The organism is Marinobacter sp. BW6, assembly GCF_008107725.1.
In the GTDB taxonomy this organism is placed as follows: domain Bacteria; phylum Pseudomonadota; class Gammaproteobacteria; order Pseudomonadales; family Oleiphilaceae; genus Marinobacter.
In genome coordinates this window covers 236,761-249,992 of the sequence record NZ_VIRN01000037.1, presented here as the reverse complement: position 1 = coordinate 249,992, position 13,232 = coordinate 236,761, and the positions used below count along the sequence as shown (strand labels likewise).

Genomic DNA, 13,232 nt, shown 5'->3' with positions numbered 1-13,232 from the left:
CAATCATGCTGGATACCATCGTACGTTTTTTCCAGGAAGGCGGGCCCTTCATGTACCCCATCGCTGTCGTATTGGCGTTGGGTTTGGCCATTACTCTGGAGCGGTTCTTTTATCTCTCTGCCGTGAGACGGCGTAACCGGATTGCCTTTGAGCGAGGCATCCTGCCGCTGCTTCGGAAACGCGATTATCAGCGGGCCATGAAAGCTGCCACCAACTCCGACAGTGCCATTGCCTCGATCATGGGAGCCGGCATTGGCCGGCTGCTTAGCAACAGCCGGCGGGAGGATATTGAATACGCCATGGAAGAGGGCCTGATGGAAGTGCTGCCGCGCCTGGAAAAACGCACCCAGTACCTGGCGACCCTGGCCAATATCGCCACACTGCTCGGCCTTTTGGGAACCATTATTGGTCTTATTGCCGCTTTTACCGCCGTAGCGGCGGCAGACCCCTCCCAGAAAGCCAGCCTGTTGTCCGAAAGTATTTCCGTGGCGATGAACACCACGGCCTTCGGCCTGATGTCGGCCATTCCGTTGCTCATGTTTCATGCGGTACTGCAGACCCGGACCAACGAGATTGTGGATAGTTTTGAAATGGCCGGGGTGAAATTGCTGAACATTGTGTCTGATCCCGGTTCCAGCCCTGTTGCGGGCAACGTCGCCCGCTCATCCGCCGCCTGAGTCCATGCCATGAGACGCCGTCACCGCAGGTTAAATGCATCGCCGGAGCTGGATATCACCGCCTTTCTCAACCTCATGATTGTGCTGGTACCCGTCCTGTTGCTTGGCATGGTATTCAGCCAGGTCCGGATGATTGAGCTGAATTTTCCGGGTATGCAATCCGGGCAGGCGCCGGAGCCAGAGGAGTTCCGGCTCGTGGTTACTTTGATTCCCGAAGGTATCGAGATTGCCGACAGCGACCGCGGCCTGATCCGGGTGCTGCCGGTGGGCCAGCATGGGCAGGATTTCGCGAACCTTCGTCAGGTACTACGGCAGATAAAAAACCGGGTGCCGGAGAAAACCGACGTCGTGTTGGAAGTCGGACCGGACATTGATTACCAGACGCTGGTCACGGCGATGGATACCGTCCGTTCTTATCCGGCGGTGGTTGCGGCCAGCGTGGTTGAAGGGGAGCTGTTTCCTGATGTCTCCCTGATGGATGCGCCCGAGGACAGACAGCTTGCAGCAAGCAGCAGCGCCGAACGAGCGGAGGGCGCATGAAAACGTCTCGCAAGGCAAAAAGAATACGTCGGCATTACGGCCGGATGCACAAGCCAGGGGGCCTGAACCTGGTTTCGCTGATGGACATCTTTACCATCCTGGTGTTTTTCCTGATGGTGAATTCCTCGGATGTGAAAGTGATGCAGAACACCGCGGACGTGCCACTGCCAAAGTCCACGGCTCAACAGGAGGCTGTTGAGAGCCTGACAGTCCAGGTGACGGGCAATGCCATTCTGGTCCAGGGCAGTGAAGTGGCAAGACTGGAGGGCATTGAGACGAGCGACACCTATATCGCTGGCCTGTCTGAAGAGCTTTCATGGCGCCGAAACCGCTGGTCCCAAATTCCCGAGGAGGGGCTTGAGGTGACCATTATGGCGGGTCGGGATACCGATTACCGGTTGCTTCGGAAGGTCATGCAGACCTGTGTGGATGAGCAATATCGGCAGGTGCGGCTGGCTGTTGAAGGGGAGGTCCGCAATGGCTGATAACGGATATTCCTCTGTGGGTGGTTCGGGGCTGCCATGGAGTCGTGATCTCGGCGAGGGTCGAAGATTCTCGGCTATCGTACTGGTGATGCTTACGCTGTTTTTGCCCCCGGCGTTCCTGATCCCAATGCTGGAGGTCCCGGAGATTGAGCGAAGCGAGGCGGAGAAGGTTCCTCCCCGGCTGGCGCGCCTGGTGGAGAAGCCGAAACCGGTGGTGCCACCGGAGCCGGCCCAGCCCGATCCAGAACCTGAGCCTGAGTCAGAACCGGAAGTGACGAAAGAGAAACCAAAGCAGCCGGAACCGAAAGTGGCCGAGGTAGAGCCTGACCCTGCGCCTGCCCCGAAACCAGAAGCCGAACCTCAGGTCCTACCAAAGCCGAAACAGACCACCGAGCAAGCCCGGGAGAAAGCGTCCCGCTCCGGGCTGCTGGCTATGAGAGACAAACTGGCTTCACTCAGGTCGCCCGAAACGACCCCAGCCCGGAAGTTTGCGGTCAATACGCAGGCGGACGCGACTGAAGTAACCCAATCGCCCGAGGATTCTCAGCAAGTCCTCAGTGGAAGTGGCGGTGTCGAAGACGCTCCGGCGCCGGAAACCACCGTCGCGTTGGCTGAACACCAGGTCAAGGCGGTTGATGCCCCGGCGGAAGAATTCCGAGAAGTGGCCGCCAAGCCGGCGGAGGCTGCGCCGTCGGTTGGTGAACGGACAATGAGTAACATTCGAAAAGTATTCGATGCCCAGAAAACGGCACTCTATTCGATGTACCGGCGGGAACTGCGGCAGGACCCCACCCTCGAGGGCAAGGTATTGCTGGAACTGGTGATTGAGCCGGATGGCTCAGTTTCCGCCTGTCAGGTGGTCAGCTCTGAGCTTGAGCATCCTACGCTGGAGCAGCGGATTGCCATGCGGGTTCGGCTTTTCAATTTCGGGGCTGACAATGTTGAGGCTCGTAGGGTGCGGTTCCCGATAGACTTCCTGCCCGGCTGAAGAAAACAATCGGACAGCCAGCGAGGGCTGCCCGATGCCTGGTTCTCAGTTCTCGATGGTGATTTTCGGCAGCCTGGGTTTGTGCAGAGACACTTTTTCCTTTGGTGCGATCACTTTTGCTTCCCCGATGACCACCTGCTGATCGTTCTGGTTGCGTACGTCGCACTCGACCACGATCCGGCCTTTGGGTTCTTTGCGAAGGACCTTCAACTGGACGGTAAGGGTGTCTTCCAGTTTCACCGGGCGCTTGAAGGACAGGCTCTGCTCCAGGTAGATGGTGCCAGGACCAGGCATCACCGTAGCAAGCGCCGCCGAGATCAGGGAACCGCTCCACATACCGTGGGCGATCCGTTCCTTGAACATGGAGCCTGCTGCAAATTCGGAGTCCAGGTGTACCGGGTTTACATCACCGGAGACCGCCGCAAACAGGACCAGTTCGTCTTCCGATAGGGTGCGTGTAAACGTGGCGGTATCGCCCTCGTTCAGCTCGTCGTAAGTGATATTTTCCAGGGTATCAAGGGTGTCGCTCATCGAGTGCTCCGCACTATAGTCAATTGAGTACAGGTGTTCTGGTCAAGGTCTCGAAAACTACCTCATCGGTTACAAAACTGCTATTCTCTCCCCACTTTTTTGAGGCTGATACTTTTGTAGGGTTGATTTTTTGAACAACCTGACATCGGTAAATCATTACAATCATAAGCGCCAAACAGGAGATGGTGATGGATTTTGAGCAGTTCTATCAGGATAAATACCCCGCCGGCGTGCCCCGCGAGGTGGACCTGAACAAATACAAAAGCATGGTGGATGTGTTCGAGCAGTCGGTCAAAAAATTTGCCGACCGTCCCGCATTCAGTGCTGTTGGCGCAACTCTCACTTACCGTGACCTCGACACTCAGAGCCGTAACTTTGCGGCCTGGCTTCAGAACAAGACCGACCTGAAACCCGGCGACCGTATTGCCGTGCAGATGCCCAATGTCAGCCAGTACCCGGTCGTTGTTTTTGGCGCCATGCGGGCTGGACTGATTGTAGTGAATACCAACCCGCTGTACACCACGCGGGAAATGGAACACCAGTTCAACGATTCAGGTGCCAAAGCCCTGGTGGTTCTGGCCAACATGGCCGAGAACGCAGAGAAGGTACTGCCCCATACCGGCATTGAGCACGTGATTGTTACCGAAATCGCGGACATGCATTCGCCGCTCAAGCGTACCCTGATGAATGCGGTGGTCAAGCACGTCAAAAAGATGGTGCCGCCGTTCAATATTCCCCAGGCGCACAAACTCCCGGCCGTCCTGAGTGCCGGCGCCCGTGAGAAGTTCACCCCGGTTGAGTGCAAGCAGGACGACATTGCTGTGCTCCAGTACACCGGTGGTACGACCGGTGTGGCGAAAGGCGCGATGCTGACTCACGGTAACCTGGTGGCCAACCTCCTGCAGACCCGTCCGATGATGGAAGACATGGTGGTTGAGGGGCAGGAAGTGGTGATTGCACCGCTGCCGCTGTATCACATTTATTCCTTTACCCTGAACTGCGGCATTATGCTTGAGGCGGGCGCCCACAACGTATTGATTCCAAACCCGCGGGATATTCCGGGCTTCGTGAAGGAACTGAAGAACCACAAGTTCACCGCGTTTCTTGGCCTGAATACGCTGTTTGTTGCGCTTTGCAACAACGAAGAATTCCAGGACCTGGACTTCAGCAACCTGAAGCTGACCTCGTCAGGCGGTATGGCGCTGACCAGTGATACCGCCAAGATGTGGGAGCGAGTCACCGGCTGTGAGATCTGCGAAGGCTTCGGCATGACTGAAACCTCCCCGGTGGTCACCTTCAATCCGCATAGCGCCATTCAGATTGGTACTATTGGCCTGCCGATTCCGTCCACGCAGGTCATAACCCTCGATGAAGAAGGTAATGAGACGCCCCTGGGCGAGCCTGGCGAGCTGTGTGTGAAAGGCCCGCAGGTCATGCGTGGTTACTGGCAGCGCCCGGAAGACACCCAGAAGTCCTTCACCGAGGACGGCTACCTGCGCACCGGCGATATCGCCCTGATCCAGGAAGACGGCTACATCCGCATTGTGGATCGCAAGAAGGACATGATCATCGTTTCGGGTTTCAACGTGTTCCCGAACGAAATTGAAGACGTGGTCAGCAGTCATCCGAAGGTGGTTGAGTGTGCTGCCGTTGGCGTGCCTGACGCGAAGAGCGGTGAAGCCGTCAAGGTTTACCTGGTACCGACGGCTGAAGGTGTGACGGAAAACGAGCTCAAGGAATTCTGTCGCGAGCGGCTCACCGCCTACAAGGTACCCAAGAAGTTCGAGTTCCGTGACGAACTGCCCAAGACCAACGTGGGCAAGATCCTGCGCCGTGAACTGCGGGACGAGGCGAACAACAAGTAAGCCTGTCTGCCAGTTGATCAAGAAAAACCCCGCTTCGGCGGGGTTTTTCCGTTTTTAAGAAACCGACTTTCCCGATAGACTGTCGCCCAATCGAATCCGAGTGAGCGCTATTCCGGCATTTCAATGACAGACACCCGTTCCGATACTCCGAGCACACCGACACCCAAACCCGATGGCGAAGCGGCCGTCAAAGCGATGATGGAACAGCTGGACGCCTGCAACCAGCTGGAAGCGGCCCGCATTGTTAAAACGGTTGCCCGTACCAAAGGAAAGCCGGGCCAGAAAGACCTGGAGAAAATGGCCAAGTGGCTGGAGCGTGGGCTGGAAAAGGTTCAGCAGCGCCACGCCTTGCACAAGCCGGCCAGCTTCCCTGAGGGCTTGCCTGTTTCCGAACGGGTGGACGATATCCGTGAGGCCATCGAAAACCACCAGGTGGTGATCATTGCCGGCGAAACCGGTTCCGGTAAGACCACACAGATCCCAAAAATCTGCATGAACAGCGGCCGGGGTATCCGGGGTCTGATTGGTCATACCCAGCCCCGTCGTATCGCTGCACGCAGCGTGGCGGCCCGGATTGCCGAGGAAATCGGCGAGCAAACAGGCCAGCAGATCGGGTATCAGGTCCGTTTTACCGACAACACCTCCGAACAGTCCCGGCTAAAGGTGATGACCGACGGGATTCTGCTGGCGGAGGTTCAGCACGACCGGTTTCTGGATCGCTACGATACGATCATCATCGACGAGGCTCACGAACGCAGTCTCAACATCGATTTCCTGCTGGGCTACCTGCGCCAGCTCCTGCCCAAGCGCCCGGATCTGAAGGTCATTATTACCTCGGCAACCATCGAGGTTGAACGGTTCAGCGAATTCTTCGACAAGGCGCCGGTGATTGAAGTGAGTGGCCGGACCTATCCGGTGGATGTGCGTTACCGGCCGCTGACCGGGGATGAAGATGATCGGGACCAGGGCTGGACGGATGGCGTGCTGGGCGCCCTCGACGAAATCGAACAGCACGAACGCAGCGAGAAGCAGCCACCTGGGGATGTGCTGGTGTTCCTGCCCGGAGAGCGGGAGATTCGCAGTCTCAGCAAGGTTCTGCGTCATGTCGATCTGCGTCACACAGAGGTGCTGCCGCTTTATTCCCGGTTGAGCAATGCCGAGCAGAACCGGGTGTTCCAATCCCACAAGGGCCGCCGGATTGTGCTCTCCACCAATGTGGCGGAGACCTCTCTGACGGTTCCGGGAATTCGTTATGTGATCGATACCGGGGTTGCCCGGATCAGCCGCTACAGTGTGCGCTCGAAGATCCAGCGCTTACCGGTGGAGCCCATTTCCCAGGCGAGCGCCAACCAGAGGGCAGGCCGTTGCGGCCGGGTGGCACCTGGCATCTGTTTCCGGCTATACGACGAAACCGATTTCATCAACCGACCGGAATACACCGATCCGGAAATCCTGCGAACCAACCTGGCGTCCGTCATTCTGCAGATGGCGACCTCCGGTCTTGGGGAGATTCGCCAGTTCCCGTTTCTCGAGGCGCCAGATAAACGCCAGGTGAACGATGGCTACAAGCTCCTGGAAGAGTTGGGTGCGGTGGATGACAAGCGCAGCGTTACCCGGCTTGGTCGAACCATGGCCCGGCTGCCCCTCGATCCGCGCCTGGCCAGAATGCTCGTCACTGCCGCCGAACTTGGCAGTCTGGCTGAAACACTGGTGATCATTGCCGGGCTGAGTATTCAGGACCCTCGGGAGCGGCCCCAGGAAAAACAGCAGGCCGCAGATCAGGCCCATGCACCGTTCAATGACAAGGAATCGGATTTCCTTACGCTGCTGAACGTCTGGAACTTCTACGAAGAGCAGCGTCAGGAGTTGTCCCAGAATCAGCTCAAGAAGGTCTGCCAGAAGAGTTTCCTGAGCTGGATGCGAATGCGCGAATGGCGGGATATCCATCGCCAGCTAACCTTGATCTGCCGTGAGCAAAAGCTGGCGGTCAACAAGGATGCTGCGAGTTATGAGGCCCTGCACAAGGCGATACTGGCCGGTCTTCTGGGCCAGGTAGCGGTGAAAGTTGAGAAGAAGGAATATCTGGCGACGCGAAACCGTAAGGTGCTGATCTTTCCCGGCTCAAAGGTGGCAAAGACCGGCCCGAAGTGGATCGTTGCCACCGAGATTGTGGAGACCAGTCGGGTGTTTGCGCGGGTGGTGGCCTCCATTCAACCAGAATGGATTGAACCCCTGGCGGGTCATATCGTCAAGCAACACTATTTTGAGCCCCATTGGGAGCAGAAGCGCGCCCAGGTAATGGGCTATGAGAAGGTGACCCTCTACGGCCTTGATATTGTCGCGAAACGTCGGATTCCCTATGCCAAAGTGGATCCGGTGGAATGCCGTAACCTGTTTATCCGGCGAGCGCTGGTGGAGGGAGATTACCGGTCAAAGGCGCCGTTTATTGCCCGAAACCGGGAGATGCTCGACACGGTTGAGAATCTCGAAAAGAAAACCCGTCGACGAGATCTCCTGGTTGACGACGAAGTACTTGTAGCCTTCTACGATGAGCGTTTGCCAGCGGACATCATCAGTGGCCGGCATTTCGAGACCTGGTGGAAGGGACTCTCAGCGGAGCAACTGAAAGAGCTGGAGCTCACTGAAGCCGACATTCTCCAGCGCCCGGTGGATGCCCAGGCCGCGGCTCTGTATCCCGATTATCTGGAGTGGGAGGGGGTTCGCTACCCGCTGAGCTACGAGTTCGAGCCCACCAGTGAAAAGGACGGCGTCACGCTTCAGGTTCCTTTGATGGCTCTCAAACAGATTCCGTCCCGTCGTCTGGAATGGCTGGTACCGGGTCTGTTGAGGGAAAAGTGCATTGCCCTGGTCAAGTCTCTGCCCAAGGCGTTGCGCCGTAATTTTGTGCCGGTGCCTGATTTTGTGGACGCGGCCCTCGAGAACCTGCAGCCCTCCAACGAACCGCTAACGCTTCAACTGGGCGAGCAGTTGCGCCGCATGACCGGTGTGCAGATTGATCCTGAGGCCTGGTCCGACACCGAATTGCCAAAGCACCTGCGGATGAACCTTCGCGTTATGGGGGAAGGCGGTCGCACCATTGCCGAGAGTCGTGAGACTGCTGACCTGCAACACCAACTTGAGGGTCAGGCCGAGCAGGCGCTGGCGTCGGCAACTCAGGATGATTCGGCAACGGAACCGAGTGGTGAGTACATGGAATGGCAGTTCGGTGCACTGCCTGAACAGGTACAGACAGAAAAAGGCGGTATGCAGGTTACTGTGTATCCCGCTCTGGAGGATCTGGGCAAGCAGGTGCGCCAGATACGCTGTCTGGATCGGCTGACCGCTGAAGATACGACTCGAAAGGCTATTGCCCGATTGATCATTAACCGGTTTGGCCGAACCCTTGACGATCTTGAGCGCAAGCTGCCCCGTTTCAAACAGTCTGCGCTGATGTTTGCTCCGGTGGGCCAGTCGAAAGTGTTGCTGGATGATCTGCTGTTGGCGACCGCCATGCAGCACTTTCTTGCGGACGAAATTCCAAGGACAGCAGAGGGCTTCGACAAGTTGTTTGACGCTCACCGGGGTGATTTCATTCCGGCACTGGAGCAAGCGGACGAGCGGCTGTATCAGGCGATGGCCGGTTACCAGAAAGTGGCAAAACAGTTGAAAGGCAAAATCAACCTGGCGCTCGCCAACAGCATGGCAGATCTCAAGTTTCAGCTACAGAACCTGGTGTATCCGGGGTTTCTGGTGGAAACGCCGCCTGAGTGGCTGGCGGAATTCGGTCGTTACCTCGAGGCGGCCCTGATTCGTCTTGAAAAGATGTCCCGGGAAATGGGGCGGGAACGCGAGTTTCTTCACACCATTGAGCCGCTCTGGTCCCGGTATGCGGTTAAGTGGGACGAACAACAGCGGCAGGGAATCCGGGATCCCGAGCTGGCGCTGTACCGGTGGATGCTGGAGGAGTACCGGGTGTCATTCTTTGCCCAGCAGCTGGGCACGATAATGACTGTATCCGTGAAACGGTTGGACCGGCAGTGGGAGAAAACCCGGGTCTGAGGAAAGCCGGCTGCACCAATCCGGTGCTACTGACCGATAGCCGACGGGCAAAACCCCGATACTGTGTTAGTATTTCTGGCAGTAGGTCAACGAATTAACCAGACGGGACATCATACATCCCGTTTTTACAATCATGACGTGGGGTTAGCGTGATTAAAGCCGTTATTAGCGGGACCGGTCTCTACACACCGCCAGCAACCATTGATAATGACGAACTGGTCGAAGCTTTCAACCAGTACGTCGAACTGTTCAACGCCGAGAACGCAGATGCCATCGCCAGCGGCGATGTAACGCCTCTGCAGCCATCGTCCTCTGCGTTTATCGAGAAAGCTTCCGGCATCAAGCGCCGCCATGTTATCGACAAGGATGGCATTCTTGATCCCAAACGCATGAAACCCTACATCCCCGATCGCAGCAACGATGAGCCCTCGGTGCAATGCGACATGGCCGTTACAGCCTGCCGCGAGGCCCTCGAGCAAGCGGGCAAGTCGGCACAGGATGTCGATGCTGTGATTGTTGCCTGTTCCAACCTGCAGCGAGCCTATCCAGCCGTTTCTATCGAAGTTCAGGAAGCGCTTGGTATCGACGGGTTTGCCTACGATATGAACGTTGCCTGTAGCTCAGCTACGTTTGGCCTCCAGGCGGCAGTTAATTCCGTCGAGAATGGCAGTGCTCGTTCCGTTCTGGTCGTCAGCCCGGAAATCTGTTCCGGCCACCTGAACTTCCGCGACCGGGACAGTCACTTCATCTTCGGTGACGCCTGTACGGCTATCCTGGTTGAGCGTGAAGAGGATACCCGTGGGGGACAGGGGTTCGAGATTCTCGGTACCAGCCTGAAAACCAAGTTCTCGAATAACATTCGGAACAATTTCGGATTCTTGAATCGCGCCGACGATTCCGGTGTCGGCAAGCCGGACAAGCTCTTCGTCCAGCAAGGCCGAAAGGTGTTCAAGGAGGTGTCGCCTCTGGTTGCCGAGACCATCCAGAAACAGCTGCAAAGCCTGTCTCTCGCACCAGATGATCTCCGTCGCATGTGGCTCCACCAGGCCAACCTGAACATGAACCAGTTGATTGCCCGTAAGGTGCTTGGTAGGGATGCCACCGAGGAAGAGGCGCCGGTCATTCTGGATGAATACGCCAACACCAGCTCCGCCGGTTCGATCATCGCTTTCCACAAACACAAGGATGACCTTGTCAGTGGTGATCTCGGGGTAATCTGTTCGTTCGGGGCAGGTTATTCCATCGGCAGCGTGGTAGTGCGCCGCCGATAGGAGTTCTCTGGTTCAAGCCGTTGCCAGGGCCCGGAGGGTATCTGGCAGCGGGGCCGAGGAGCGTGTTTCCCGGTCGAACCACACGATTTTCGCATAGCCTTCCGCATAAACAGCGCCGGTGTCGGCATCTGTCAGCAAATGATAGGTGTCGAGGCTGGTGTTACCCGCCTTGTCGGCGTATGTTTTCACCTCAACCGTTGCCGGGTGGTTCAATTCCTTTAGAAAGGTGGCACTGGTCTTTATAATAACGGGGCCGGTCGGCTCTTCGGGACCGCCCAGCTCCAGTGAGGCCAGCCAGACAATGCGCGCTTCCTCAAAGAATCGGAAGTAGACTGTATTGTTGGCATGGCCATATGCATCCATGTCTCCCCAGCGGAGCGGCATGGTAATCGTGCTTACAAGATTTCCCGGTACTGACATCGGTTTCTCCGGAACAACGGTTCAATAAGAAAAAATAGCGCCGGTATTTTCGACGAATTGAAACGAATTAAACAACCCAAGAGCAGATGATGAAACACATTTTTATCCGGCGCCGGCTGATTACGCTCACCATGTTGTTGTGCCTGGCTGTAATTCTGCCAGCAGGTCAGGCTATAGCCCAGAATATGCAGGAGCCCGCTCCCGAGGGTTCTGTGCCGGTTGATCCCAAAGATCCCTGGGAAAACTGGAATCGCAAGGTGTACACGTTCAATGAGACCATCGACCGGTGGTTCCTGAAACCGGTGGCCCAAACCTATCGGACCTTTACCCCGCAAATTGTGGATCGAGGCGTTACCAATTTTTTCAACAACCTGACTGAACTCCGGAACTTCACCAACAGCCTGCTGCAGTTGAAAGGGGAGTCTGCCATAGTGGCTGTCGGTCGGTTTACCTATAACACGACTTTCGGTCTGGGCGGCCTGATTGATGTGGCAACCGCTTTTGACCTGCCGGAACGGCCCGAGGATTTTGCCCAGACTCTGGGGTACTGGGGTGCCGGCTCGGGGCCTTATCTCATGCTCCCGTTTCTCGGGCCTTCTACACCCAGGCACTTTACCGGGTTTGTAACCGACGGCTTTGCGCTACCATCGGCGTGGGATACTGTGGACAGTCCCGAAGTCTATTACGCCCGGGCTCTTCAGATTGTTGATAAGCGTGCGGATCTGATTCCTGCGGAAAGCTTCATATCCGGTGATAGCTATGTATTCGTTCGAAACGCCTTTTTGCAGCGTCGTGAGTTCCTGATTAATGACGGGAAGGTCGTTAACGATCCGTTTTCCAGCGGCGACGATGAAGATCTGATGCTGGATGATTTCTGAGTGTCATCCGGATTGAAAGGAGGTCAGCGGTGCTCAAGGATCCAAGAATAACCAAATTCCGGAAAATGCTGGCTGAGGCGCCGAATTACGAGGTCTGGAAGGCCGCGGCTCTGGAGCTGGACTTTCTGGAGGGCAACGCCGAATGGAAAGAGGATTTCGCCTCCGACCTCTACCATTACGAAGTCATCTACGATCGGTTAAGCAACCTCAAACAGTATCGCCAGCAGAACGATGTAGAACGCCTCAAGCGCGCTCTCCGGGAAGGACTGCACCATGATCTGGGGAATATGGGTAACCCGGCGCTTTATACACGCTCGCGAGTCGGCACCAAACATCTTATTGAGGAATACATTACCCAGGTTTGTGAATCGCTGGATTATCTATGCGATCAACCGGTGCCCGGCTTTCCGGTTGCGGACAAGCTTCAGTTCTTCCGTGACACCCTAACAAGTTATGGCCGGCCAGCGCTCTTGCTCAGTGGCGGTGCCACCCTGGGGGTGTTTCATTTCGGGGTGATCAAGGCCCTCTGGGAAAAGGGTCTTTTGCCACAGGTCATCGCCGGTTCGAGTATCGGCGCCATTATCGCGGGTATGCTTGGTGTTCACACGGATGCTGAAATCCCCGAAATGCTGGTTCCGGAAAATCACAATCTGAACGCCTGGAAATGGCGGGGCCTGCTCAGTGCGGTGCGCGGAGACGGGCTGATGGATCAGGAAGAACTACGCAATTGCCTGCGCGGCAATGTTGGCGAATATACCTTTGAAGAAGCCTTTCAGCGGACCGGCCGATCGATCAATGTGAGTGTGTCGCCGATTCAGGCGCACCAGAAGGCTCGTTTGTTGTGCGGATACACCTCTCCATACCTTATGGTCTGGAGTGCGGTTCTCGCCAGCGCAGCAGTACCCGGTATTTTCCCGCCGGTTACCCTGATGAAAAAAGACATTGAGGGCAACACGCTGCCTTATATGCCACGCCTGAAGTTTGTGGATGGCTCGGTTGTAAGCGATCTGCCGATTGAACGTTTGATGCACCTGTACGATGTGAATTATACCATTGTGAGCCAGACCAATCCCCACGTCGTGCCGTTCCTGAGCCAGCGGGGGAGGGATGAAAAGCTGTCCCTTGGCAACCTGCCCATGCATTTGTTGAAATCCGAAATTCAGTTCCACGGCCAGGGGGTGTTCGATTACCTGCGTAAACGGCTCAGGCCGGAACTCCTCCGGCAAATGTCCGGCCAGTTTTACACCATTATGGCCCAGCGTTATTCGGGAGACGTCACCATAGCGCCCTCATATTCGTTCAAGGACTATCGCAGAATGCTGGCCAATCCTGATCCGGCCTACGTGCGGCAGATGATTCTGGCCGGCGAGCGGGCCACCTGGCCGAAAATCTCCATGATCCGCTCCCACGCCCGCATCTCGAAAACCCTTGAGCGTTGTGTGCGCCGGCTCAAGCAACAGAATCGGCGCACCGCCGAGCTCAGGCTGATCAGCAACGCGGATTCCGGTACGTCCTGAT

Annotated in this window: 11 protein-coding genes; 9 read left to right on the top strand and 2 right to left on the bottom strand. The window is 56.6% G+C overall.

Annotation, left to right across the window (positions count from 1 at the left end):
* Positions 1 to 5: 5 nt before the first annotated feature.
* Genes FMN52_RS02695 through FMN52_RS02680 form a run of 4 tightly spaced genes read left to right on the top strand, consistent with a single transcriptional unit; the run spans position 6 to position 2,690 of the window.
* A complete protein-coding gene (locus FMN52_RS02695; protein WP_148607180.1) occupies positions 6 to 677 on the top strand; it encodes a MotA/TolQ/ExbB proton channel family protein in 672 nt (223 codons plus the stop codon).
* Between the two features lie 9 nt (positions 678 to 686).
* Positions 687 to 1,217: a biopolymer transporter ExbD gene (locus FMN52_RS02690; protein WP_148607179.1), complete on the top strand. Its 531-nt coding sequence runs from the start codon at positions 687 to 689 to the stop codon at positions 1,215 to 1,217.
* Complete coding sequence (locus tag FMN52_RS02685; RefSeq protein WP_148607178.1) at positions 1,214 to 1,702, top strand: biopolymer transporter ExbD; 489 nt, start codon at positions 1,214 to 1,216, stop codon at positions 1,700 to 1,702. The genes FMN52_RS02690 and FMN52_RS02685 overlap by 4 nt, the downstream gene beginning before the upstream one ends.
* Positions 1,695 to 2,690 carry an AgmX/PglI C-terminal domain-containing protein gene (locus tag FMN52_RS02680; protein WP_148607177.1) on the top strand — a complete coding sequence of 332 codons (996 nt, stop codon included), beginning with the start codon at positions 1,695 to 1,697 and terminating at the stop codon, positions 2,688 to 2,690. The genes FMN52_RS02685 and FMN52_RS02680 overlap by 8 nt, the downstream gene beginning before the upstream one ends.
* Positions 2,691 to 2,735: 45 nt before the next feature.
* On the opposite strand, the gene FMN52_RS02675 is transcribed toward FMN52_RS02680, so the two are convergent.
* Positions 2,736 to 3,221, bottom strand: coding sequence for a MaoC/PaaZ C-terminal domain-containing protein (locus tag FMN52_RS02675; RefSeq protein ID WP_148607176.1), 486 nt, complete (start codon positions 3,219 to 3,221; stop codon positions 2,736 to 2,738).
* Between the two features lie 188 nt (positions 3,222 to 3,409).
* On the opposite strand from FMN52_RS02675, the gene FMN52_RS02670 reads away from it, so the two are divergent.
* The 3 genes from FMN52_RS02670 to FMN52_RS02660 all read left to right on the top strand — a co-directional run bounded on the left by FMN52_RS02670 (position 3,410) and on the right by FMN52_RS02660 (position 10,416).
* Positions 3,410 to 5,086: a long-chain fatty acid--CoA ligase gene (locus FMN52_RS02670; RefSeq protein WP_148607175.1), complete on the top strand. Its 1,677-nt coding sequence runs from the start codon at positions 3,410 to 3,412 to the stop codon at positions 5,084 to 5,086.
* Positions 5,087 to 5,209: 123 nt separating this feature from the next.
* Positions 5,210 to 9,145, top strand: a complete 3,936-nt coding sequence (gene hrpA, locus FMN52_RS02665; RefSeq protein ID WP_240339372.1) for an ATP-dependent RNA helicase HrpA — start codon at positions 5,210 to 5,212, stop codon at positions 9,143 to 9,145.
* A gap of 149 nt (positions 9,146 to 9,294) precedes the next feature.
* Complete coding sequence (locus FMN52_RS02660) at positions 9,295 to 10,416, top strand: beta-ketoacyl-ACP synthase III (protein ID WP_148607174.1); 1,122 nt, start codon at positions 9,295 to 9,297, stop codon at positions 10,414 to 10,416.
* A 12-nt stretch (positions 10,417 to 10,428) separates the two neighbouring features.
* Here FMN52_RS02660 and FMN52_RS02655 read toward each other — a convergent pair whose 3' ends face one another.
* Positions 10,429 to 10,836, bottom strand: coding sequence for a thioesterase family protein (locus tag FMN52_RS02655; RefSeq protein ID WP_148607173.1), 408 nt, complete (start codon positions 10,834 to 10,836; stop codon positions 10,429 to 10,431).
* An 89-nt stretch (positions 10,837 to 10,925) separates the two neighbouring features.
* Between FMN52_RS02655 and FMN52_RS02650 the strand changes: the two genes are divergently transcribed.
* Positions 10,926 to 11,714 carry a VacJ family lipoprotein gene (locus FMN52_RS02650; RefSeq protein WP_148607172.1) on the top strand — a complete coding sequence of 263 codons (789 nt, stop codon included), beginning with the start codon at positions 10,926 to 10,928 and terminating at the stop codon, positions 11,712 to 11,714.
* A gap of 29 nt (positions 11,715 to 11,743) precedes the next feature.
* A complete protein-coding gene (locus FMN52_RS02645) occupies positions 11,744 to 13,231 on the top strand; it encodes a DUF3336 domain-containing protein (protein WP_148607171.1) in 1,488 nt (495 codons plus the stop codon).
* Position 13,232: the final 1 nt, after the last annotated feature.